The following is a 22275-nucleotide window of genomic DNA, read 5'->3' as shown; positions in this document are numbered from 1 at the left end:
TTAAAAAACACCTCAGGTTATGAAGAATTTATGCATCAATTAATTGAAATTCAACAACGATTATACCGTTTGGAAGAAGAAATCCAAAGGCAAGCTATAGAAGGTATGCACGCACCAATGATTCAAGCCCTTCAGACACTATGAGAATAACAAAAAATGGAAACCGTCATGTCCGGAGGTTGTTAATCTTCTGGATTGTACATTGTTTTAGTCCCTCTCATTTATCTTATAACGAAATGAAAACGAAAATAAAAATCCTCGTAATGTTTTTTCAGATTAATACAACACTTATACGTTGTCAATATCGGAAAATAAAATATTTTTATAATATTTTATGTTTACTTAATTTTCTGATTATGGTAATTTTAAAACGAGAGAAACATATATCACTTTATGCCACTCTCGTTTTAAAAATGTATTATTTAAGGGGAGGTTATTATGGAAAAACCAGTAAAAAAAAGCTATTTTGCCGAAGAACATGTCGAGAAGAAGCTCTATCATCAATTGGTTGAAACCGAAGATTTTAAGGATTTGCTCCAAAAGAAAAAAGCATTCATTGTTCCAGTCACTATTTTCTTCCTTACTTTTTATTTTGTTCTACCTATTTTAGCTGCTTCTACAGATGTATTAAAAGGGGAAGCTTTTCTCGGTATAACATGGGCATGGGTGTACGCACTTCTTCAATTTGTTGTCGTTTGGATCGGTGGAATTGTCTACCTTAAGAAATCAGAGAAGTATGACAAGATGGCCCAAAATATTTTAACTAAATATCAGAAGGAGCTGGGCCAATGAGCACGTTATCTCTTACGCTTTTTTTAGGAATTATATTGTTGACGCTTACAATTACGTATTACTCTTCTAAGAAAACGAAAAACGCAAGCGATTTTTATACAGCTGGCGGTGGTTTGACTGCATGGCAAAATGGATTGGCCGTTGCTGGTGACTTTATGTCCGCTGCTTCTTTTCTCGGGATTACAGGGGCAATTGCGCTGATCGGTTTCGATGGCTTTTATATGAGCATTGGCAATCTTATCGCGTTTCTCGTCTTATTATACCTTGTTTCGGAGCCGCTTCGTAATCTTGGAAAATATACACTAGCCGATATGATCTCTGCACGTTTTAAGTCAAAAAAGGTGCGTGGGATCGCCGCAGCAAACACTCTTGTCATTTCTATTTTTTATATGATTGCTCAGCTTGTCGGTGCGGGTGGATTGATTAAACTGCTACTTGGCATCGATTACGGTCTTTCCGTTCTTCTCGTTGGTGTATTAATGACCATTTATGTTATTTTCGGTGGAATGAGAGCGACAAGCTGGGTACAAATCACGAAAGCTGCTCTTTTGCTGGGCGGTTCTACTGTATTGACGTTTATCGTATTTTCCCGATTTAACTTTAACATCGCAGAAATGTTCCACCATGTTCAGACAGCAACACCGCTCGGAAAAGACTTTTTAAATCCAGGTAATAAATACACTGATGGACTTGATATGATTTCATTTAATATGTCACTTGTCCTCGGCGCAGCAGGACTTCCGCATTTGCTTGTCCGCTTCTTTACTGTAAAAGATGCTGCGACGGCAAGAAAATCTGTTGTATATTCAACATGGTTTATTGGCGCATTTTTTATTATGACGATTTTCCTAGGATTCGGTGCTGCTTCTTTCGTCGGTTTTGACCGCATTGTTGAGGCTAATTCTGCCGGAAACATGGCCGCGCCGCTTCTCGCATTAACGGTGGGCGGTGAATTTTTGTTCGCATTCGTCTCAGCTGTCGCATTTGCCACTATTCTAGCGGTAGTATCCGGTCTTGTTTTAACGTCGGCATCCGCTTTTGCTCATGACATTTATGGAGAAATTATTAAAGACGGAAAAATGACCGAAAAGCAGCAAGTTCTTGTAGCACGTATCGCGTCAGTTAGTGTAGCGGCTATTTCAATGGTGCTCGCATTGTTCGCACAGTCGCTGAACGTTGCTTTCCTTTCTGTACTTGCATTAGGTATCGCAGCAAGTGCCAACTTGCCAGTAATTCTTTGCACAATTTACTGGAAACGATTTAATGCAACCGGCGCGATCACTGGCATGTTGTTTGGGTTAGTCAGCTCTCTTGTATTAGTTTTGCTTAGCCCTAATGTATGGAATCCGCAACCTGGAATGGGCATTTTCACAGGAGACCCTCTCTTCACAATGAGCAACCCGACCATTTTTACCGTACCTCTTGGCTTTATAGGTGCATATTTAGGTACAGTATTGTCTAAAGAAAAAGAAGACAAAAATGAATTTGCGGAAGTACTGTTCAAATCAAACACTGGATATGGCATAAGCTCAGCAAAAAATCATTAAGCAAAGGAGAATTACATGACTATTCAATTAAATGATCAGGCAATTCACGATTTACATTACGATGAAATTAAGCAAATTCTAAAAGACGAACCATTCGCATCTTTTCTTGGCATGAAGCTGACAAAACTCGGACCTGGTACAGCGGAAGCTGAATTAACTCCGGACGACCGCATGCTTAATTCACACGGAACGGTTCACGGGGCAATTATCTTTTCACTTGCAGATTACGTATTCGCCGCTGCGAGCAACTCATATGGCAAAACAGCAGTGGGCGTAACAACCAATGTTAACTTTATATCAGCTGGCAAACGTGGTGGTACTTTAACTGCAAATGCGAAAGAAGTAAAGAAAAATCACAAACTTGCTTGGTACAAAATCGATGTTCAAAGTGAAAATGAACTAATCGCAACAATGGAAGCAATGGTTTACCGAAAGAGTCATTATTTTGTTAAACAGGATAAATAAAGCTTTTTATAAACTGGACAAATCAATAGATTTGTCCGGTTGTTTTTTCAAACTAGCGAATGAGAATATCCAGATTTTTCGCTGTATATGCAAGGCTTTTGGTATTAAGATTTTGGATTTTAGGATTTTGATCTTTTATAGGTCTTCAGCTGGTTCTGGTGCAAAAAGAATCAGATAGACAAACCATTATGAATATTACCTACTTTATGGCAATTTTACTCGGAATAAAAAAATTAATAACGAATTTTCGTGATATAAAAACCAGAAATGTTCGGTATTAACCTTATATTTCTGGTTATATTTTGATAAAATTCGAGGTTTGCACCAGAACCAAGAAAAGAGTAGCCGCTATTTATATAGGAAAGATCTATTTATTGATAAACCAATGAAGACAATTATTAAGCATTTAACCCAAAACTTTGAAAAAGGGTCGTTTTAATCTGACAACTCCCATGGCTAAAGCCAGTGGGGTTCTAAGGTACTAATACACTTCTCAAGAGTACCCTTATCTTTCTTTGCAGAAAGAGTTTCTACTGTGTAAAATATTTCACTAAACGGTTAGAGATCAGGAGAGTTTGGATAAACGTTTTATATAAAAGTTATAAGGAGAGACTATATTACATGGAAGCTGCAGATTTATTTAAGGTTAATAATGATAGTATTAGAAATTTACATTCTACGTGGGTTACCTTTTTTGTATCTTTCTTTACTTGGTTCAACATAACACCTCTTTCTATGGATCTTATAGAGATAGATGAATTAGAGGACAGAATCCATCAATTGAAAAAGGAATTAATCCAGGTTGCGCTAACAACTGGATTAAATAGCCATGACACCCTTTGTTGCAGTCAGAAATTAGACGAACTCATCACGATTTATCAAAAACTAACGATTGATAATAGCCAAAAGTTTGACCAAAAGTCCTGTATTGAAATATAGAATTTTGATCAAACTTTTGGCCTTCTTATTGAACTATCTACGTTAGTTGGAATAAAAAATTTAAATGATGAAACTTTCCTTTTAGGCCCAGTGACAGGGTTTCTGCTATTAACCGCAAAGCAGTTTACTTTATATGGAAAATTGATAAGTGTTTAACTAACGATATTTACAAAAAACATCAAGTTTTTGTAATGACATCATAAAAATTTAATGGTTATTGATACGATCAGCTTTGAAGTTTACCAAAAAACATTTCCAAAACGATTACCAAATCTCTTTACAAGAATGTTTGATCTTAGCAGGCTCTATTTTTTCCCTTCTAGTAGTTACGAATCTTTTTACTACTATTTATTGATTGACTTTTTCAAGGTCCTCAATGATCAACTTACCACGTTTACCAAAACCAGGCTTCGGAGTTCCTCCCCATTCGTCAAGTGTATCTAAACTTGGCTCTAAGCGACGTGGTTCCCTTGCTCCTTCCTCAGGGAATTCCTCCATCCCTTGGCTATATTCAAGCGTTAAGCCATCAGGATCAGCAAAGTAAAGGAAAATACTACCAGATGGATGGTGTCTTCCTGGTCCGAAAAGAATTGGAACATTTTCATTGTTCAATTTATTCACTTGAATACCAACATCATCAACTCTTTCAGCTTGGTAAGCAAGATGATTCAATTTATTTTCTGGACCTTTCGTAATGGCAAAATCATGGTGATATGGCGAAGGGAACGCTCTTAACCATGCCCATGCAGTTTCTCTACCTGAGATATCTGATACTCTGAAGTTTAATGTGTTAGTAAAAAAGTCTAATAGCTCATCAAATTTATTTGTTTCATATACAACATGTAAGAATCTTGTAATTTTTGCTTTTTTAGGAACAAATGGCAACCCCATTTGCATCATTTCAACATAAAATTCATAGGTTACACCTAAATGCGGATCTTTAAATCGCAATGTTCTACCTTGAGCCAAACTTTGTGTTTCTTTTGCGCTCAATTCTACCGGATCTAAGCCTTGTTCTGTTAAATAGTCAAAAACACCTTGAAATTGATCAGCTTTTTCAAGTTCATAAGCAACTCTTTTCAAACCTGCTGCCTCTGCTTGTTCAAGAATCAAATTGTGATGGTCTCTACTACTTCTTAAGAATGCGATTTCACTTTCGCGTTCAACAAACTGCAGTCCAACAACATTTTCATAAAAATCAACTGATTTATCAAGATCTGTTACACTTAATACAACATAACCTAATTTTTTATAACGAATCATTTAAACCTCTCCTTTTCTAATTAGGAATCATTTGTTTAATTATGCTTTAGACGATTACAATACCACCTAAATAAATACTCCTTACAATAAGATTGAATGGGCTTAAAGTTAGTAAGAAGTGCAAATGATTGCTCCTTCTAAAGATAATTTACATTATATAAATAGTGTAAACAATTCCGATTACTGTATAATTAATTCCGATATAGAATAAATAGGAGTGGATCTAAATTATGAATCTTGAACAATTAAAATATGTGATGGCAATTGTAAAACATCAGCATTTAACGAATGCATCTTATGAAGTTTCTATCTCACAGTCTTCACTATCCAAATACTTAAAAAAGATGGAAAAAGAATTGGGCGGGGTTCAACTATTTGATCGCACTACGCGAAACGTTAAACTAACGGCTGCTGGTCAAGAATTTTCAAAATATGCCAGCCGTATCATTGCCGAATATGAAAACATGATGTCTGCAATGAAGGAATTTACCTTAATTGAACGTGGGGGTCTTTCAGTAGGTACCATTCCTGTTTATAGCAGTAGGGGACTCATTTCACTTTTTGCGTCTTTTCAAAGAAAATATCCTGGGATTCAGTTAGAAGTCAAAGAGGAACTGACAAATGAACTGATTGATCTTCTCAAGAAATCAGAATTAGATATGGCTATTATCGCTCTTCCTGTTGACATGAATCCTTTAAATACTTTTACAACTTATCCGATGATTGAGGATGAAGTGGTTTTAATTACCCACAAATCTCACCCGTTTGCAAAGAGACGCTCTATTAACCTATCTGAGGCTGCAGATCAAAATTTTATCTTAATAAATCACGCTAGTACCCTGTATCAAATTTGTATCGATGCCTGTAAAGAAGCAGGCTTTACACCAAAAATTACATATGAAAGCAGTCAAATTGATATCGTTGCGGGACTAGTTGAAGAGGGATTAGGCGTTTCTTTAATAACATTGAGAGAAGCTGAATTTTCTGTTCAATCCAATATTGCCATAGTACGACTAGAGACAACGATTAAGCATACAACTGCTCTTGCAATCCGTAGCCGATTAAATCATTCAAATGAAATGAAGGCATTCGTCAAACACTCTCTAGAATGGAGTGAAACTAGGAAATGACCTTTTCTTTAAGGGGTCCTGTCGCATGTCCATCAAGCTAAGAGTTTATATTCCCCCAAGAACGATATTTGGGATTTTCTTTGTAACAAAAGAAGCTTATTTTATCGTTTTGGGGTTGATCTGTTTTCTTAACTTGATGGGTATGGGGTCCTGTCGACATTTCGCGGGTATTATACGTTTTGACGTCGGGACCCCATAATGAGCTTTTTGAGAATAATCAGCAATTTTTTTGGACAAAAGTAAGTAATTATCTGGAATACTTTCATCTATTGATAGACGTTCACATAATTTCAAAAAGACCAATCTGTTTTTCGCTTGGCTTCTTTTTCTGTAGCTTTTTCATTTCGCTCTCTGTACTTTTTTCAACTCGATAGGTGTTGGAACATACTTGCCTTTAACCCATATTGTGTCTTCAGATTTGCTTACTTTTTTTATTTTATAGTGACCCACTATTCTTTTTTATTTGGACATACCCCCCCTTTAGGTGCCTAAGGGGGGGTATGTTTATGTATGGTTTTATACATTCGTTGATACATCTGCGTTTTCGTCTTCTCAAGAACCCTTTTAACCGCATAAAAAAACAAATAAAAAAGGCTATTTTCTTTAAGCCCTCTTCCTGGTATCGGCCCCACCTACGCCAAATACTATGACAGCCACGCGTGCCATCCAACCCATTATCATTATAATAGAAAACGCTTACATTTACAAAGGTTAATAGAATACAAGTTTCGACATAAAAATGGCAATGATCTGTATAACCATTGCCATTTGGGGTGTTAGATTAATCGAGTTAAATGGACTTTTTCATTCCACATTTTATACATTCCCGAATAAACACTAAGTTCTGTACTGTACTCTTAAAATGAGATTGACCACAATTATCACAACGACCGGCATTAATATCTGGCTGCTCATTGTAATCATAAATAATAGTTGTGTCATATCTGTTATTGTTACTTGTGGCATTTTCAGACAAAGTGCATTGCGATCTATAAAGTAGACAATATAAATTCGGATGCATGTTTAATGCCTAAAAAAGCCGCAATCCAAAAAAGCGAAAGTGAATCACATAACTAAAATAGTTAACAATGTTATTTAGAGTATTTACAATGAAAGCAGATCTGGAATATCTCGGATATGCTTTGTTATTTTTCATATATTTCAGTTTCATATAATTCATCTCTGAATAGATGCCGAAGCTTATAAACAACTTTATTATTCGTGAACCTGAAGGTAAAACTTGTAACTCAGCTCTTTCACCTTCATCCTCATTTTATCTTTTTTGAATTAATATATGTACGACCTTCCTTAACTAAATGGCAGATATATACAGTATCGTCGAAAAAAATGAGGTTCTATCGAACCTCATTCATTGTTTACATGTTATCAAAGATACGATTTATATTAATCGATTTCATTATAGATTGCTGCCCAATCTACCTTTAATTGTTCTTTCAATCTCTTGTTTTCTTCTTCTAGAAGCTTATTTCTTTTTCGAAGTGATTCAATTATCACATCCTTAGAATGTTCTGTCATGTTTCGTTTAACTTGCTTTGGCGTATCTAAGTTTTCTTCCTGCTTTCTTAATGTTTCAATTCTAGCCCTGATTTCGCTATATTTATATAGAAATGGTTTTGATACTCCTGATCTTGCTGATACGGAGTTAAAGTTTATCTTTACTTGCTGTTTAATCATTTCTTTAATAGTGTTTTCTACCTTTTGCTTTGTCATTTGCGTTTTATCTTCAATACTTCGAAGTAAAGCTTCTGTATTCGGATTCTTATTAGCCATTATATTTCATCTCATTCCATATTCAGTTTCTTAATTCTCTTCTTGGTTTAGGAAGCCCATAAATCCCACCGTTTCTTACAATTCCATCTCTAATTTCTTTGTATTTTTTCAACTTGGGTTCAATAATCTCAACTGAACGATTTCTCCCAGACTTTTGATAAATCTTTATATCAGACTCCATTTTTATGATTTGTTCATTATAGAAATCTAAAAATGTCTGATCTACATGGAAACTGCGACAGTTGTTTTTAATACAGGGTGGCTCTAATGTCTGCTCTAGATAATCACAATTGTTTTTTGGACTTTTAATACAAAATCCATGATCTAATCGAATAGAATCTAAGTTGTGACGAATCCATTCAAGCTCTAAGCCGTTTTCATCAGCTTGTTGTTCTAGTGTAGTGGGGATTAACTTGCCGCCTTGTTGTAGCTTCACGGCTCCATTATTTGAAGCTTTTTCCCATTCTTTACGAAGAGTTGTATCATGAATCTGGGCATATATTAGTGTCATCTCTGGGCTCGCATGAGCCATGAGCTTTTGTACATGTAAAATATTCATTCCGTTATTGATAAGATTAACTCCAAATCGGTGCCTGAATGCGTGTGGTTTACATCGATAAATATCGCCTTTTTCATCGACTATATTATTATCTGCAGCTAATTTATTTAGATTATTTACTACATTTTCCCTTGAAATAGGTTGACCTTTCCTTGTCCCACCATACGTAGGAAATAAGTAATTAAAAGGGTTTGTTTCTGATGTTGAATTCCTTCTTGTTATCTCTTTTTGTGAAAGAACGACTTTTGCTATTTCTTCAGAAATAGGTACCCGATGCGTTTTGTCCTTTACTTTTCGCTGTTCACCCGTAATCCACCATCCATCTTCTCTATGAATCAGACAATCTATCTTCAATGCACAAGTATCGGAGATTCTGAATCCTGTTGCCTCCAATAATAATACAATTTGTCTTATATCTTCAGGTAGCTTTTCCATATGATTTATGATTTGTTCCCACACATAATCGGATATGTATTTAACCTTGTCCACCGACTTAGGAGGTAACTTCGGCTTGTCCTCTGGGAAGAATAGTAGTCTAACAGACTTTATTGGTGCTTCGTTCCATTCAAACCTTTGTATATATTCAATAAATGTTTCTAAAAAGGAGATAGAACGATTAATATAATTTCCCGAAGGAGCTTGCCCCTTATGAACGCTATGTCCACCCATAGGGGTTTTCCGTAAATGGTGGATAAAATCCTCAATATCTCTTCTACTTAGTTGTTCTAAGCCATCCCATTTTGGATACTTTGTGTGAACGAAATGGAAGAAGACTGGTAGCTTTGCTATATGTTGAATTGCGGATCCCCAGCTAAGGGATTCTTGTATCAGGACACGATTTTTAATATATCTTTTTATTAATTCCCTAAATGGGGGAGGAACAGAATTGAAATTTAGTGTGCAATCGGTAGCCGAACTTTTATTATAATCAATCCCCAACTTACGCACATTCCAGATGTCTTTTTCAGTTTCATTCCGTTCATCATACCAGTCAAGAAAAAAAGCATAAATTCGATTGTATAGCTGAACATAACCTTTAACTGTTAACTTGTTACAACCTTGTTCAAAAAGGTGAGATTTATAGTGAAATAAAAATCTCTCATATGAGATATCTAGAATTGAATTTATGTCTGAATAAAAGTTTAAAATGAATCCTTGTAGTCTATTTAACGCAGAGGACCTTCTCCATACTGTCTCCATCTTCAATACCGATTCAGTCAGGCATCTGAAGAAATAATATTTGAACTCATTTGTGATTCTTGAATTTAAAGTATTGTTGAACTTAATGACTTGTTTATTTATTTTTGTTTCTTTAGTGTAGAATGGGCATTCTAGTGGATCCCATCGATCATTTTTCCAATACCCACATAACTCTTCTTCAATTTGTTTGTACCGTAGAATTATTCTGGATTCCTGTTTATTAGCTTGATTTAATTTCACTTTAATTTCTCACCGTTCCTATTCTCTTGTGCTTTCTGCCACTCTGTTCTAATTGTTTCATCCGAAGGATGGACGTATGTTTGTATAGTTGTTTGGACCTGTGCGTGGCCTAATAACTTTTGTATTATTGATACCTCTACGCCTTGTTCATGAAGCTCAGTGGCATAAGTGTGCCTCAACATATGGGGTGTAACATCAATCTGAGTTTTCCTTCTTATACGCTCTATCACATCGATAGCTGCTCGATAATTTAACGGTTCACCTTTATTAGGACCAGATAAATTAATAAAAACAAAATTTGTATCTACATCGTGAATATCAATAAGATAATCTTTGAAAAACATTCATAGTATCGGCAGATACATACACTTTGCGTCCTTCACCACTTACAGTTTTTGATTTCCGTACTCGAATGGTAGTGGAGCCAATATCAAAATCCTCAATCCACAAAGATAAAGCCTCTCCAATCCTAAGACCACCTTCATATAAAACCCGAATCAGTAAAGCGTCTCGGATGTTACTACACGCATCGTGAACAGCTTGCACCTGAGCCTTAGAGAGTGTTAAAACTTCTCTTCGGGGTTCTTTTATTTTTAATATGTTTTTGTTAAATGGTTTTCCCTTTGAGATATGATGTAAAAAGGGCTTAAAAGATCGCTGATTCCCAATCACCTGCTTTTTTGTTTTTTCGGATAGATCCTTTTCATAATCTTCAACTCGCATCAAGTAATCGTAGAAACTTTGAACGCAAGTCACCATAGTATTAACTGTTCGCTCTGATCTCCTTGCTTTTGTTGGTTGAATTTGAACTACTTTAGTAGATTGATATGGACTTCTTAGCCAAGATATATACTCCGCTAGAAGGTCAAGATCCACTTCCTTGTACTCTTTTTCTTTTTCGTTTAAAAATTGAAAGTAAAACTTTAAATAATGACAGTATGACTTTAATGTATTTTCTGCTTTTCCAATGTTATCTAGATATTTAAGAAACTTTAAAACGGGGACGATAGGTTTGTTATCGCCATCAATAAGCAGATATCTCTTTTTGTCATTAATTAAAACCTCTTGCACTTTCATTAACATCACCTCCGAAATCAATAGTGATGTATTTTTGTCCACCTTTCTATGAAAACTATATTTACTATATTTTTTTACTGAATATATGTAGTAAATATAGAAACAAAAAAGGCGTAGTATTTAACGTTGTTAACGTTAAATACTACGCCTTGATATACTGTATATAAGGGGCAGTTTAGTCATAATGAACGAAACGGCTCCCATCGCTTAACGTAGGTTGCACTTGGTCATAATGTTACTATCCAAAATAAAAAACCAAGTGTAGAGCTACACACGAAAAGGAGCCGATATTATGAAGGATGTACAAAAATTTGTTGGTTTAGACGTATCTAAAGATACTATTGCCGTTGCGATTGCTGATTCAGGTCGTGGAGAGCCTAGATTTCATAGTACCATTCAAAATAAGCCAGAAAACATTCGTAAATTAATGAAAATGTTAGGTAATCCTGAAAATCTACTTGTTTGTTATGAAGCTGGATCTACTGGATACGGAATCTATCGATTACTTTTATCTATGGACATTGAATGTATGGTTGTTGCGCCTACTCTTATCCCAAAGCGTTCTGGCGATCGTGTCAAAACAGATAAGAGAGATTCTATTAGATTAGCCCAACTACTTCGTGCTGGCGAGCTTACTTCTGTATGGGTTCCAGACGAAGACCATGAAGCATTGAGAGACTTAGTTCGTGCTCGTCATGATGCTCGTGAAGATTTACAAAGCTCTCGTCAGAGACTTGTACACTTTTTACTTCGTCATGAAATACGACCACCTCAAGGAATGCGTAACTGGACTGTAAAACATCGTGAATGGTTAAATAAATTAACCTTTGAAAGATCCTCACAACGAGTTGTTTTTCAAGAGTACCTTCATGCTATCTATGAGGTTGAGGAGCGTATGAAACGTATTGAAGCTCAAATACACGAAGAAGCACTTCAAAGTGAACATTCTCCAGTCATTCAGGCTCTTCAAACATTAAGAGGAGTCGCAGAAGTTACCGCCGTTACCTTAGTGGCTGAAATTGGGCAATTTTCTCGTTTTGCTAATCCAAGGCAACTAATGTCCTATGCTGGTCTTGTTCCTAAAGAATATTCGAGTGGTGCGAACCGTTGGCAAGGTTCCATTACGAAAACAGGAAACTCCCAAATTCGTCGTTCCATAGTAGAAGTTTGTTGGTCTTATCGTCATCGTCCATCTCTTAAAGGTGAATTACTTAAGCGTCAAGAAGGTCAAGATCCAGAGGCAAAACGCATTGCTTGGAAAGCACAACACCGTCTCCATATGAAATATCATCGTATTTCAGCTAAAGGAAAAGGTGGTAAAGTAGCTGTGGTGGCTGTTGCTAGAGAATTACTTGGTTTTATTTGGGCTATCGGTTGTGCTATCGAAAAAAAGCATCTAAATGAAAAGGTTGCTTAAGTTAATCAAGATCATACCATGTAAGTTGTGATTTTTTGAACTCGAATTTTGGGCTTATAGGATTCATTGAAGATTTGGCTCGGAGGCAAATCCCCGTGAAGGAGAACCCTCATGTTCAACTATGTACTAGGCTTGAAAAACCGAACGTGCGCGTTTAGTCCGAGGTAGCTCCGTGACGGATGGAATGAAATGTGGTACCCAACCCACGCATATCAGATTGTATACCACCGTCAGTGTTTTTGCCTTCGTGCCAAGTTTTCAAGGTTATCCTTTTCAACTTTTAGGATTGTATCCATTGCGGATTTAGCTCATCAAGGGAAAGTACGCCCTTGACAAGCTAAATCCGCAAGGATATTTGGCTGCTAAGTTGAACAAGGAATAACTCTATTCATTTCTGAATGAAACCCCATTTAAAACCATTTGGGTGTGGTGGGTTGACAGTTTCGTTCATATCAGTTGAATAAAGATTAGTACATTTGTGTCTAATAATGGGGGAAAGTTATACTAGTAATTACTTTTCTTAAAGGAGAACATTTTTTATGTTTTTTGAAATTATTGCTGGATTACTCGGAAGTATTGGACAAGATGATTCCTTAGACACAAAGAAGATAGACAAACACATTGAAGAATTAAGAAAGTATAAATGGTTTAATGAGTTATATAGTGATGAAAAGTATCATCGGTTGTTTTTTGTGAATAGGAAAGTAAGGAAGTTTTTGCAAAGTAGAATTTTAACGAAAAGGCTAATAAATAACTCCAATACTCAAAAGACATTTAAATCATTATTGGATAAACAATTAAGTAAATAATCTTTTATTGCACTAACGGATGCGAATATTGAATAAGGAGTTGCCGCAGCGACAACTCCTATTTCTTCTTCAAGTAAAGTGGCAGTTTAATGTAATAAGGCGTATTTTATTCATAAAAAAAGCACCAAAAAGGGTGCTAATTCAATTAGTTTTCTTCTTTTGTTGGCTTATTGTGCTGAAAATTTAAAAGTTCAACATTAACTGCTGCTATACTTTTCTTATTCAAATCTTTATTCTCAATTGTTGGTGATACTCCAAATGTGATTGTATCAGTTCCTATCGGCTTTTTATCATCGTAAGATAAAACGGTAAATTTAATAACAAAGGGATGACTTAACTTTCTGCCTTTTTCACTTTGAGACACTTCAACAACATCATACCCTTTATCAAACCAATTATAATTTATTCTTACTGACTCCTTTTTGTAAAAGTTTTCTACTGCTTTGTTAATTTCATCATTAAATTGTGAAACCATAAGATTATCAAAAGCCTGTTCCATACCAACTGAGTCGTGATTATGTTCATTTTCTGCACTAACAGTAATACTGACTAAACTTGTACAAAAAATAAAAATCGCTAAAATCAAGAATTTCTTCATCCTATTACCTCCTTTTCCGTTATCATTTGAAAATGCACCAAATTTATACAGGGTTTAATATGTAATGATACTTTTTCACTAACGGATGCTTTAGTTTAATAAGGTAATAAAATTGGACCACACATATTAGATATGTCTAATATGCGTGGTCCCTTTAGTGTCAACTGTTTTGCTTTCCTAACCTAAATATAACTAATGTAAATGCCCAATATTCACGGTCCCCATATCCAATGTCAACGACGACGTTAGGTTCACGATATCCAGACAAATCACCACCATCAACTTCAATAAGTTTGTATCCTGAAAACAGTTCATTATTTGGTTGGGTTGGTGTTTCCTCCGCAACCGGGACACTCGGCGTTTCCTCTACTACTGGTTCATCAACAACCGTAGTGACAGTTTCTTCTTTTTCATTATTTTTATTTGTTTCAACTGCGGTTACTTCTTGTGAATCTGTTTCTACATCTGTATTGGATGTATCTTCTACGTTGGTACAACCAACCATAAAGATGATCGTTAAAAGTAAGATTAAATAGTTCATTTTCTTTTTCATTTTAGGACTCTCCTATAATAGTTTCATGCTGTTCATTTTAAAACGATGACTTTCAACTTATTCCCCTCATAACTTATCTTATCTTATTCTATAATCTTACCATAAAAGACTAATATCCTATTGAATTATCCTGTCCTTTAACTGATTAAAGATCCGATCAAGAAAAATGGACTGCTTAAACAGTCCATCATTGCTCAATTCTTGCGCCCGATTCTTGAAAAACTAATACCTAATTAAAGCGAATTGGAAATCTATTTAGTTCCGACATATAAATCTTTTTTCTTAATTGTTTTATGACCTCTTCCTTATACGGCATGTCGCAACTGATCCTAAACGTTACTTTCTAATCACGTTCAGAGAGAACACCCCTATTTCATCCATCTGTGCTTTAGTTGTAACGCTGTACGTCCTATATAAATGATGGAAACTATGACAGGATGAGCAGATCAATTCTAACCCTTTCAATTCACATATACCGTTAATAAAGTCGTATTCCTCTATCTCATGAACGTGAAGTTTTTTCTTTCGCATTCTTCTGGTTCAAAACCGCATAACTATTAGTTTATATTTTTGTATTCATATGAAATGACCCGTCAAACGAATCATTTTATTTAATCGATTTAAATGACTTTCTGCCTTCTCATCCATTGAGTAGCTATCCACTTTTCTCCTTTTACTACAGGAGTTCCTGCGTGTAGTGTTAACTCGTTAAATATTGGATCATTATAAAAATATTCAAAGTAAACTGCCATGCCCTTTTGCGGACAAACAGTTAAATTAAGTTTCGGGAAAAAGGTTGTGCCTCCCTCTTCTACATCATTTAAGTATAATACAAGCGTGCTGATACGATTGTTCTTCGCCGCTTTGCTTGTAGGAGCGAAATAATCTAAATGTTCTTTGTACTCTTGACCAGGTTTGTAGTTCAGAATGTGTAGTCCTTCCCCATGCTCTATAGGAATTCCCATAATGGCCGACACCCTTTTTTCTACCCTCGCAAGAATATTACTTTTGACGTCTGTTAAAAATGCGCCGCTACTTGTTCGTATATCACTGACTTCTTTTGTACTTCCGATTTTTGAACGCTGAAGGAGGTCTTTTGACAACTGAATAAGTGCCTCACATTCCTCATCATCCAGTACTGAGCCTAAAACTACAACTAACGGTTCTTCAAATCTAGCAATGATTTTAATTTCTCTGTCTTCTGTTTTAATTATATTACCATTATGGCTAAATATAGTTACTTCCCTTACTTCTGCATCTTTAACAAACATCTTCCATTCATCAGCCCCTGTTTCTATTGAAATACTTTTTTATTATACTACCAACAGGTTATTAAACCCTTTAGATTTTTTGCTAATCAAAAAAAAATTTTATGAAGTTCTTAATTTGCCTTTTCTACATTTCTACCTCCATTTGTTATATTGAGTTTATTCATTTCTACTTATATATCCGTGATAAAAATAAGGGCTAAAGAAAAGATTGATAAAAGGTTAAGGAGAAACTTCACCTAAATATCAATTACTTTCTCTCTTCCAACAGACCCGTTTTCTTTAATTGTTCCTCAGCAATATGGCCCGATTATGGAACAAAAAAAATCCTGTAACACAGGATTTTTGATCAAACTTTATTCAAAATCTGCACCCTTTCCTTTCTTACAGTCTCAATTGTTGTCACCCAAGAAGGTTCTGAAAAGGTTCTGAAGTTTATTGTTTTGACCTTTAGTTCACTAAATCTTTATTCCTAAAGGAAATTGCAGCCTAAAGGCTACTAAATAAAAAATGGAAACAGCTAAGCGAAAAACTAAGTGAAAGTTAAAACATAACTTTGCGCTACTCGTTTTATATATAAAGAACATTTGATCCTTTGTGCTGACCCTCGCATAGCCAAATTTCATATAATCTCCATCCTACACTTTGAACAAGGCTGTTTGAACATATTGATAGCTTGATATCATCGCATTTTCATTTTATTCTAACAGGGTGTAACAATTATGAACAAGTGATAGTAAATATCTTTAAAATAAAAAACACTCTGGATTCGAATACCCAGAGTATTTCACACTATTAATATCTATTTTTTATTTAACGGATTCTTTTAATTCTTTCCCTAGTTTAAAAGCTGAAACTTTAGAAGCAGTAATCTCTATTTCTTTACCGGTTTGTGGATTACGCCCTTTTCTAGCTGAACGTTTGAAGTACTTGAAAATTATTCTCTACTTTGCTTCCTTTTCCACTTTAATATCAATAGCTGTTCCATCCTTTGCAATCTTCGTCCAACTATTTCCATTATCTTTTGTTATATAAATGTGCTTCTCAAATGTTGTGAAAACAATTTCTGAATTGTTTTGAGGACTTACAGCAATATATGTTATTGCATCTTCATTACTTATTTTCGGAATAGAAATCTTTGTCCTCTCATTCATATCTAAATTAATTTCATACATTACGGGCTCATCCTCTAGACCGCCCACCACTAATTTGTTTTCTTTTGTAAAATGGATGGCTGATGTTGGCACCTCTGGTAATATTCTTTCAAAGTTATTGCCAAAATCAGTTGAAAGAAATACACCTTGATTTGTACCTATTGCCATGATTTTCTCATCTGATGGGTGCACTGCGAGTGATGCAGGTTGACCATCTAATCCTTTCACATCACTTTTCGTCCATGTTTTCGTTTCATCTAATGTATAATAAAGGCCCGTGTCTTCCATCCTACTATTCGGTTGGGGATTTAGAACATAAATTGCATGTGAATAATAGCCTGCAGCCATTCCGTGAAAATCCACCTCTTTATAAAGATCTAATACTTCTAACGATTTTCCTAAATCATTACTTTTTACGACTCCAAAAGGATTTTCCAATTTTGAGCCTGGGCCAGGATGACCGCTACTGTAAAATCCATCATCTACCATAGAAAATCCCATATAGTCGTGTTTCTCCCCTTCAGGAATACTCCACTCACCGTTTGAATAGACCCTTAAGCCGTCATGAGCCGGTATATAAAAACTATTTCCATCACTTGTGTACCCAAGCCCATGTATATGTTGAAATCCAGTAGTACTTTCCTGTTCAGCATTAGTATTTTTCATGGTCATAAATCCAAAAAGAACTGAACTTAATAACGTTGCTACACTAATCCATTTTAGGGTTGTAGAACTTCTTTTTAATTGATTTCTTTTTTTCTGACCCTGTTGGGACTTAACATTTATTGATTTTGCTTTCTTTGAAATCACTATGATACCGACAACTGATACCACTAATAAAAGAACTGAAACCAGTAGGCCTCCATCAATTAGCTTGTCATACATTAAACCCTCCTTTTGATGCTCTTCTTCTGTACCATGGGCAAATACATCAATCGGTAAAGCCACCATTAAAAAATATATTAATGTAAAAAGTCTTAATTTCATCATCTTTTCCCCCTTTTTTTATAATTATGAAGTAAATTACGCTAACCACAACAATAGAAATTCCTAACCAGAAATACAACTGTAAAAAAGTCATACTGTAGGCACCTATACCGGCACCCATAAGATAAGATCCTGACATTGTAAGACAAGCTATACCTATAATCACGAGTAGACCAGCAATCACATATTCAATTCGTTTCATCCTAATTCTCCTGACTATAGTCTACTACAGGGAATGCCAATACAAAGCTTGTTCCTTTTCCAACTTCACTTTTGACATGAATTTCACCTTGTTGAAGTTCAACTAATGATTTTACAATGGATAGTCCGGTTCTGGTGCAAAAACTTCAAGATAAATGCAATTAATCTTTAAATCTAGGACATACTGATACTACTACTCTAAAAAAGGTATGTGATCAGTATGGAAGAGCAAAATGTATTCAAGTGGAAGCATTATCAGCCTGACATTATTTTGTTAACGGTAAGATGGCACCTACGGTATAACCTCAGTTTTCGTGATTTAGTGGAAGTGATGGAAGAATGGGGCTTATTCATTGCTCATACAACGATCATGCGTTGGGTTCATCAGTATGGTCCTGAATTAGACAAACGAATCCATCGTCATCTCAAACAAACCAATGACTAGTGGAGAGTGGATGAAACATATATATAAGTAAAAGGTCAATGGATGTACCTATATCGTGCAGTGGATTCCGAAGGAAACACAATCGATTTTTACCTAAGCAAAACAAGAGATCAAAAGGCTGCAAAGCGCTTCTTCAAGAAAGCTTTGCGGTCTTTTCATGTTTCAAATCCTCGTGTCATCACAGTGGATAAAAATCCGACTTACCCTATGGAAGTGGAAGAATTAAGAAAAGAAAAAAATATGCCATCAGGCATGCAACTCAGACAAAAGAAGTATTTAAATAATATCGTAGAACAGGATCATCGTTTTATCAAGAAGCGTGTTCGTTCTATGTTAGGGTTGAAATCTTTTCGTACAGCTACTTACATACTGAGTGTTATAGAAGCGATGCATATGATTAAAAAGAAGCAGGTTCATCAAGGGGTGAAGTCTGCCCAAAATGAAGTGGAATTCATACATAGACTATTCAGGATAACCACCTAAGGGGTTATCTGAAAGTGGATCTACAACTCTTTTCAATTTGTCTTGGTATTTGCACCAGAACCCTTTTTGGAAGTCAAAACCCTGATTTTTCTACGCTAAGCGGAAAAATCAGGGTTATTTTTATATCCTAAGTGGACGGAGTGAATGTATGGAGTTCGAAATCTCCGTTTTAAACGAATATTCTCCTAGAAAGTTTATATGTTCCCATTCTAACGGATATATCTGGGGAAGCAGTTCCTCCTGATATTTCCCTATAGCCATCCATGAAGCGCAAAATCAGCGCTTCACCACAGAGAATGAAAATATAGTGAACTGTCCATACTGATTCTTAATCCAGTCAATCCAATCCATAGATCAATGAATTGTGGCTCTCTCCATTTTTTTAACGAATGAGAAGGGTCTTCTTTGGTATTGTCTTTTTTCGAAGTTACAGAAGTTTATTTTCATGGTAGTTTTAAAATGTTCAATGGGCTAGTATATCATCATAGACCTTATGATCAATCAAACAGGTGGAACTATAAAAAGCAGCCATGATTATTTAAAAAAACGCTTAGCTATTTTTGTATCTTTCGTTTCATATCCATTAAGAAACAAGCCAACCTTGCACGAGATCCTCCTTATGAGATCAACTCACGTAAATACAATGGTTTTATTCCCATGAACAAGTACTTTATCTTCAACATGCCAGGAAACAGCTTCGGCAAGAACCCTTCTTTCCACATGACGTCCAGCCATCTTTAATTCCTCTGCTGTATATCGATGATTAATCCGCTGTACATCTTGTTCAATAATAGGTCCTTCATCAAGATCATTGGTTACATAATGTGCAGTAGCTCCAATTAACTTCACTCCTCGGTTAAACGCTCTCACATAAGGATTTGCTCCAACAAATGCTGGTAAGAAAGAGTGATGGATGTTAATGATTCGGTTTGAATACTTAGAAATAAAATTGGGAGAAAGGATTTGCATATATCTTGCTAGAACAATAAAGTCTACTTTACCTTTTAATAGTTCTAATGTTTTCTGTTCGGCTTCTTCCTTCGTTTCTTTAGATATTGGAATATGATAAAAAGGGATTCCATAACTCTCTACTACTTCCTTTAAATCAGCATGATTACTGATCACCAAAGGAATATCGACTTGAATTTCATTAGATTTCCACCGCCAAATAAGCTCCAGAAGACAGTGATCTGCTTTTGAAACAAATATGGCCATACGCTTTCTTTTTTCGCTACTGCTCAACTGCCAGTCTAGAGCATAATCTCGCCCCAGTATATCTAGGTACTGTTCAAATTTTTCAAACGAAGAATAGGTGTTTTCTAAATCAAACTCAATCCGCATAAAAAATATACCAGCTTTTGGATCCGTTGTATGTTGGTCAAAATGGACAATATTTGCTTTGTGTGCTATTAAAAAGTTCGTTACAGTCGAGATAATACCTGGCTTTTCTGGACAGGAAATTAATAATTTTGCACGGTTATTTTTAATGATTGTATGCAATGTTCTTCCTCCATCCTTTAGGTTGTACTTAAAATTTATAAATAAGGAGAGATTTATTATCCGCTTTCAAGATAATAGAATAGATAGTACCAATATCAGTGCACGCTAAGTCTAGTATGATATCGAACGGTATTGATTGCTTATCAATACCGTATTCCAACATTCTAGAATCTTTCTCCTAAGCATGAATCTCCTTGCCATCTACTGCTAGTGCAGCTTCACCAATGGCTTCAGATAATGCTGGATGAGGGTGAATAGTATGAGCAATATCCATGGCGGTTGCACTTAGTACTCGGGCAAGAGCAGCTTCTGTAATCATATCGGTTACATGCGGTCCAACCATATGCGCTCCTAACAGCTTATTAGACTCTTCTTCAACTACAAGTTTGACAAAACCGTCTGATGCACCAAAAACAAGAGCCTTTCCTATCCCACGAAATGAGAATTTACCTATTTTCACTTGATAGCCTTTCTCCTTTGCCTCATCTTCCGTTAAACCAACACTCGCTACTTCTGGGCTGCTGTATACACACTTTGAAACAAGAGTCGAATCAAGTGGTGAAGGATTTTCACCTGCCATATGTTCAATGGCAATTAGTCCTTCATGTGAAGCAACATGAGCAAGTTGCAATCCGCCAATCACATCACCAATTGCGTAAATGTTCGGTTCATTTGTTTCGTAGTACTCATTTGTTTGAATAAAACCACGCTCTATTTCAATCCTAGTATTTTTGAGTCCAATCCCTTCCACATTTGGCAATCGCCCGACGGATACTAACATTTTATCTGCAGAAAATGGCATTTCCTTCCCTTTATGCTCCGCCTTAATCGAAACACCTTCACCTTTTTCTAATGTTTCTGGAAGCACCTTTGCCCCTGTTACGATTTTTACACCTTTTTTCTTCATTAAACGCTGTACTTCCTTCGAAACATCTCTATCTTCTGTCGGTAAAATGCGATCGGCATATTCAATCACAGTTACTTCTAATCCGAAGTCAACGAGCATCGATGCCCATTCGATTCCAATGACACCCCCGCCAACAATAATGATAGAATCTGGCAGCTCTTCCATTTGCAGAGCTTCATCTGATGTCATCACATATTGCCCATCCACTTCTAGACCGGGGAGTGTTCTTGGACGAGACCCTGTTGCAATTAAAATATTTCTGGAGTTTAGTAAGATTTCCTGTTCCCCATTGTTCAATTCCACTAAAACATCTCTTGACTCTAAAATACTCCCTTTCCCCTCGTAAACATCAATTTTTCCTTTTTTCATTAAATGTTGAATGCCTTTAAATAATCGAGTCTTCGTTTCTTCTTTCCGGGCCTGTACTTTTGAGAAATCCAGTCCAACTTCAGGGGCAATAACACCAAACTCTTCTGCATTTTTTGTGTTAGCATATACTTCTGCACTTCTTAATAATGCTTTGCTTGGAATACAACCAGCATGAAGGCATGTTCCACCAAGTTTTCCTTTTTCAACTATTGCAGCTTTTAAACCTAATTGAGATGCACGAATAGCAGCAACGTATCCTCCTGGCCCGCCACCAACGATGACAACATCATATTCTTTTATCATTTGATATCTCTCCTTTGTGTTTAATTTGAAAAGCTTACAATACAGAAAAAAGGACAGAAAGAGATATTATAAAATTTGAGATGGTCTCCTCCGTCCTTTTGCTTAAAAGATAACGTTAAGCTAAGTATCTTTCTTTTTCTTTCTACCATTTATCCAATTTTGTTAATCTAGCAAACCTAAATACCTATTTTCTAATACTCTAATAATTAGAAGTCAATACTTTTCTTAAACACAGCTTTTCAAAAAGAAAATTAGTATAACTAATAATAACAATAGGA

19 protein-coding genes and 4 pseudogenes are annotated in these 22275 nt (G+C 35.7%); 8 read left to right on the top strand and 15 right to left on the bottom strand.

Going from position 1 to position 22275, the window contains the following annotated elements:
• Nucleotides 1–438: 438 nt before the first annotated feature.
• The 4 genes from JMM81_RS13605 to JMM81_RS13590 all read left to right on the top strand — a co-directional run bounded on the left by JMM81_RS13605 (nucleotide 439) and on the right by JMM81_RS13590 (nucleotide 3743).
• Nucleotides 439–792 carry a DUF485 domain-containing protein gene (locus tag JMM81_RS13605; protein ID WP_256242112.1) on the top strand — a complete coding sequence of 118 codons (354 nt, stop codon included), beginning with the start codon at nucleotides 439–441 and terminating at the stop codon, nucleotides 790–792.
• Complete coding sequence (locus JMM81_RS13600; RefSeq protein ID WP_256242111.1) at nucleotides 789–2339, top strand: solute symporter family protein; 1551 nt, start codon at nucleotides 789–791, stop codon at nucleotides 2337–2339. The genes JMM81_RS13605 and JMM81_RS13600 overlap by 4 nt, the downstream gene beginning before the upstream one ends.
• 15 nt (nucleotides 2340–2354) lie before the next feature.
• A complete protein-coding gene (locus JMM81_RS13595; protein ID WP_256242110.1) occupies nucleotides 2355–2804 on the top strand; it encodes a PaaI family thioesterase in 450 nt (149 codons plus the stop codon).
• 621 nt (nucleotides 2805–3425) lie between these two features.
• A complete protein-coding gene (locus JMM81_RS13590) occupies nucleotides 3426–3743 on the top strand; it encodes a Spo0E family sporulation regulatory protein-aspartic acid phosphatase (RefSeq protein WP_256242109.1) in 318 nt (105 codons plus the stop codon).
• 348 nt (nucleotides 3744–4091) lie between these two features.
• Here JMM81_RS13590 and JMM81_RS13585 read toward each other — a convergent pair whose 3' ends face one another.
• Nucleotides 4092–5006 carry a VOC family protein gene (locus tag JMM81_RS13585; RefSeq protein ID WP_256242108.1) on the bottom strand — a complete coding sequence of 305 codons (915 nt, stop codon included), beginning with the start codon at nucleotides 5004–5006 and terminating at the stop codon, nucleotides 4092–4094.
• Nucleotides 5007–5236: 230 nt separating this feature from the next.
• Between JMM81_RS13585 and JMM81_RS13580 the strand changes: the two genes are divergently transcribed.
• Entirely contained in the window at nucleotides 5237–6136 is a 900-nt protein-coding gene (locus tag JMM81_RS13580) for a LysR family transcriptional regulator (protein ID WP_256242107.1), read from the top strand.
• 790 nt (nucleotides 6137–6926) lie between these two features.
• Here JMM81_RS13580 and JMM81_RS13575 read toward each other — a convergent pair.
• The 5 genes from JMM81_RS13575 to JMM81_RS13555 form a co-directional block, all read right to left on the bottom strand.
• Complete coding sequence (locus JMM81_RS13575) at nucleotides 6927–7112, bottom strand: DUF8096 family protein (protein ID WP_256242106.1); 186 nt, start codon at nucleotides 7110–7112, stop codon at nucleotides 6927–6929.
• 428 nt (nucleotides 7113–7540) lie between these two features.
• Nucleotides 7541–7927 (bottom strand): DUF6262 family protein, encoded by a 387-nt coding sequence (locus JMM81_RS13570; RefSeq protein WP_256242105.1) that lies wholly within the window; start codon nucleotides 7925–7927, stop codon nucleotides 7541–7543.
• Nucleotides 7928–7949: 22 nt separating this feature from the next.
• Nucleotides 7950–9926 (bottom strand): tyrosine-type recombinase/integrase, encoded by a 1977-nt coding sequence (locus JMM81_RS22940; RefSeq protein ID WP_256242104.1) that lies wholly within the window; start codon nucleotides 9924–9926, stop codon nucleotides 7950–7952.
• Nucleotides 9923–10270 (bottom strand): tyrosine-type recombinase/integrase, encoded by a 348-nt coding sequence (locus JMM81_RS13560; RefSeq protein WP_256242103.1) that lies wholly within the window; start codon nucleotides 10268–10270, stop codon nucleotides 9923–9925. The genes JMM81_RS22940 and JMM81_RS13560 overlap by 4 nt, the downstream gene beginning before the upstream one ends.
• Nucleotides 10245–11003, bottom strand: a complete 759-nt coding sequence (locus JMM81_RS13555; RefSeq protein WP_256242102.1) for a tyrosine-type recombinase/integrase — start codon at nucleotides 11001–11003, stop codon at nucleotides 10245–10247. Before JMM81_RS13555 ends, JMM81_RS13560 begins: the two co-directional genes overlap by 26 nt.
• A gap of 292 nt (nucleotides 11004–11295) precedes the next feature.
• On the opposite strand from JMM81_RS13555, the gene JMM81_RS13550 reads away from it, so the two are divergent.
• Nucleotides 11296–12420: an IS110 family RNA-guided transposase gene (locus tag JMM81_RS13550; protein WP_256242101.1), complete on the top strand. Its 1125-nt coding sequence runs from the start codon at nucleotides 11296–11298 to the stop codon at nucleotides 12418–12420.
• Between the two features lie 539 nt (nucleotides 12421–12959).
• The gene (locus JMM81_RS13545; RefSeq protein ID WP_256242100.1) at nucleotides 12960–13229 is read left to right on the top strand and encodes a hypothetical protein; all 270 of its coding nucleotides are present in this window, start codon (nucleotides 12960–12962) and stop codon (nucleotides 13227–13229) included.
• A gap of 145 nt (nucleotides 13230–13374) precedes the next feature.
• On the opposite strand, the gene JMM81_RS13540 is transcribed toward JMM81_RS13545, so the two are convergent.
• The 7 genes and pseudogenes from JMM81_RS13540 to JMM81_RS22935 all read right to left on the bottom strand — a co-directional run.
• Nucleotides 13375–13827: a DUF3888 domain-containing protein gene (locus JMM81_RS13540; RefSeq protein ID WP_256242099.1), complete on the bottom strand. Its 453-nt coding sequence runs from the start codon at nucleotides 13825–13827 to the stop codon at nucleotides 13375–13377.
• A 196-nt stretch (nucleotides 13828–14023) separates the two neighbouring features.
• Nucleotides 14024–14380, bottom strand: a pseudogene (locus JMM81_RS13535) (DNA/RNA non-specific endonuclease); the annotation flags it as partial.
• A gap of 620 nt (nucleotides 14381–15000) precedes the next feature.
• Nucleotides 15001–15651 (bottom strand): 2OG-Fe(II) oxygenase, encoded by a 651-nt coding sequence (locus JMM81_RS13530; RefSeq protein ID WP_256242098.1) that lies wholly within the window; start codon nucleotides 15649–15651, stop codon nucleotides 15001–15003.
• 806 nt (nucleotides 15652–16457) lie between these two features.
• Nucleotides 16458–16583 (bottom strand): annotated as a pseudogene (locus JMM81_RS13525) (HU family DNA-binding protein); the annotation flags it as partial.
• Between the two features lie 9 nt (nucleotides 16584–16592).
• Nucleotides 16593–17792: a F510_1955 family glycosylhydrolase gene (locus JMM81_RS13520; RefSeq protein ID WP_256242097.1), complete on the bottom strand. Its 1200-nt coding sequence runs from the start codon at nucleotides 17790–17792 to the stop codon at nucleotides 16593–16595.
• Nucleotides 17734–17991 carry a hypothetical protein gene (locus tag JMM81_RS13515; protein WP_256242096.1) on the bottom strand — a complete coding sequence of 86 codons (258 nt, stop codon included), beginning with the start codon at nucleotides 17989–17991 and terminating at the stop codon, nucleotides 17734–17736. The genes JMM81_RS13520 and JMM81_RS13515 overlap by 59 nt, the downstream gene beginning before the upstream one ends.
• 1 nt (nucleotide 17992) lies before the next feature.
• Nucleotides 17993–18112: pseudogene (locus JMM81_RS22935) on the bottom strand (hypothetical protein); the annotation flags it as partial.
• A gap of 98 nt (nucleotides 18113–18210) precedes the next feature.
• Between JMM81_RS22935 and JMM81_RS13505 the strand changes: the two are divergent.
• Nucleotides 18211–18918: pseudogene (locus JMM81_RS13505) on the top strand (IS6 family transposase).
• A gap of 630 nt (nucleotides 18919–19548) precedes the next feature.
• Here JMM81_RS13505 and purU read toward each other — a convergent pair.
• Together purU and lpdA are read right to left on the bottom strand one after the other, a co-directional pair.
• Nucleotides 19549–20418 carry a formyltetrahydrofolate deformylase gene (gene purU / locus JMM81_RS13500; protein WP_256242095.1) on the bottom strand — a complete coding sequence of 290 codons (870 nt, stop codon included), beginning with the start codon at nucleotides 20416–20418 and terminating at the stop codon, nucleotides 19549–19551.
• A 178-nt stretch (nucleotides 20419–20596) separates the two neighbouring features.
• Nucleotides 20597–21997: a dihydrolipoyl dehydrogenase gene (lpdA, locus tag JMM81_RS13495; RefSeq protein WP_256242094.1), complete on the bottom strand. Its 1401-nt coding sequence runs from the start codon at nucleotides 21995–21997 to the stop codon at nucleotides 20597–20599.
• Nucleotides 21998–22275 lie beyond the last annotated feature (278 nt).

The sequence above is a fragment of the Bacillus sp. V3B genome (genome assembly GCF_024494465.1).
Classification (GTDB): Bacteria; Bacillota; Bacilli; order Bacillales; family Cytobacillaceae; genus Bacillus_BD.
This window is presented reverse-complemented; position numbering and strand designations above follow the sequence as displayed.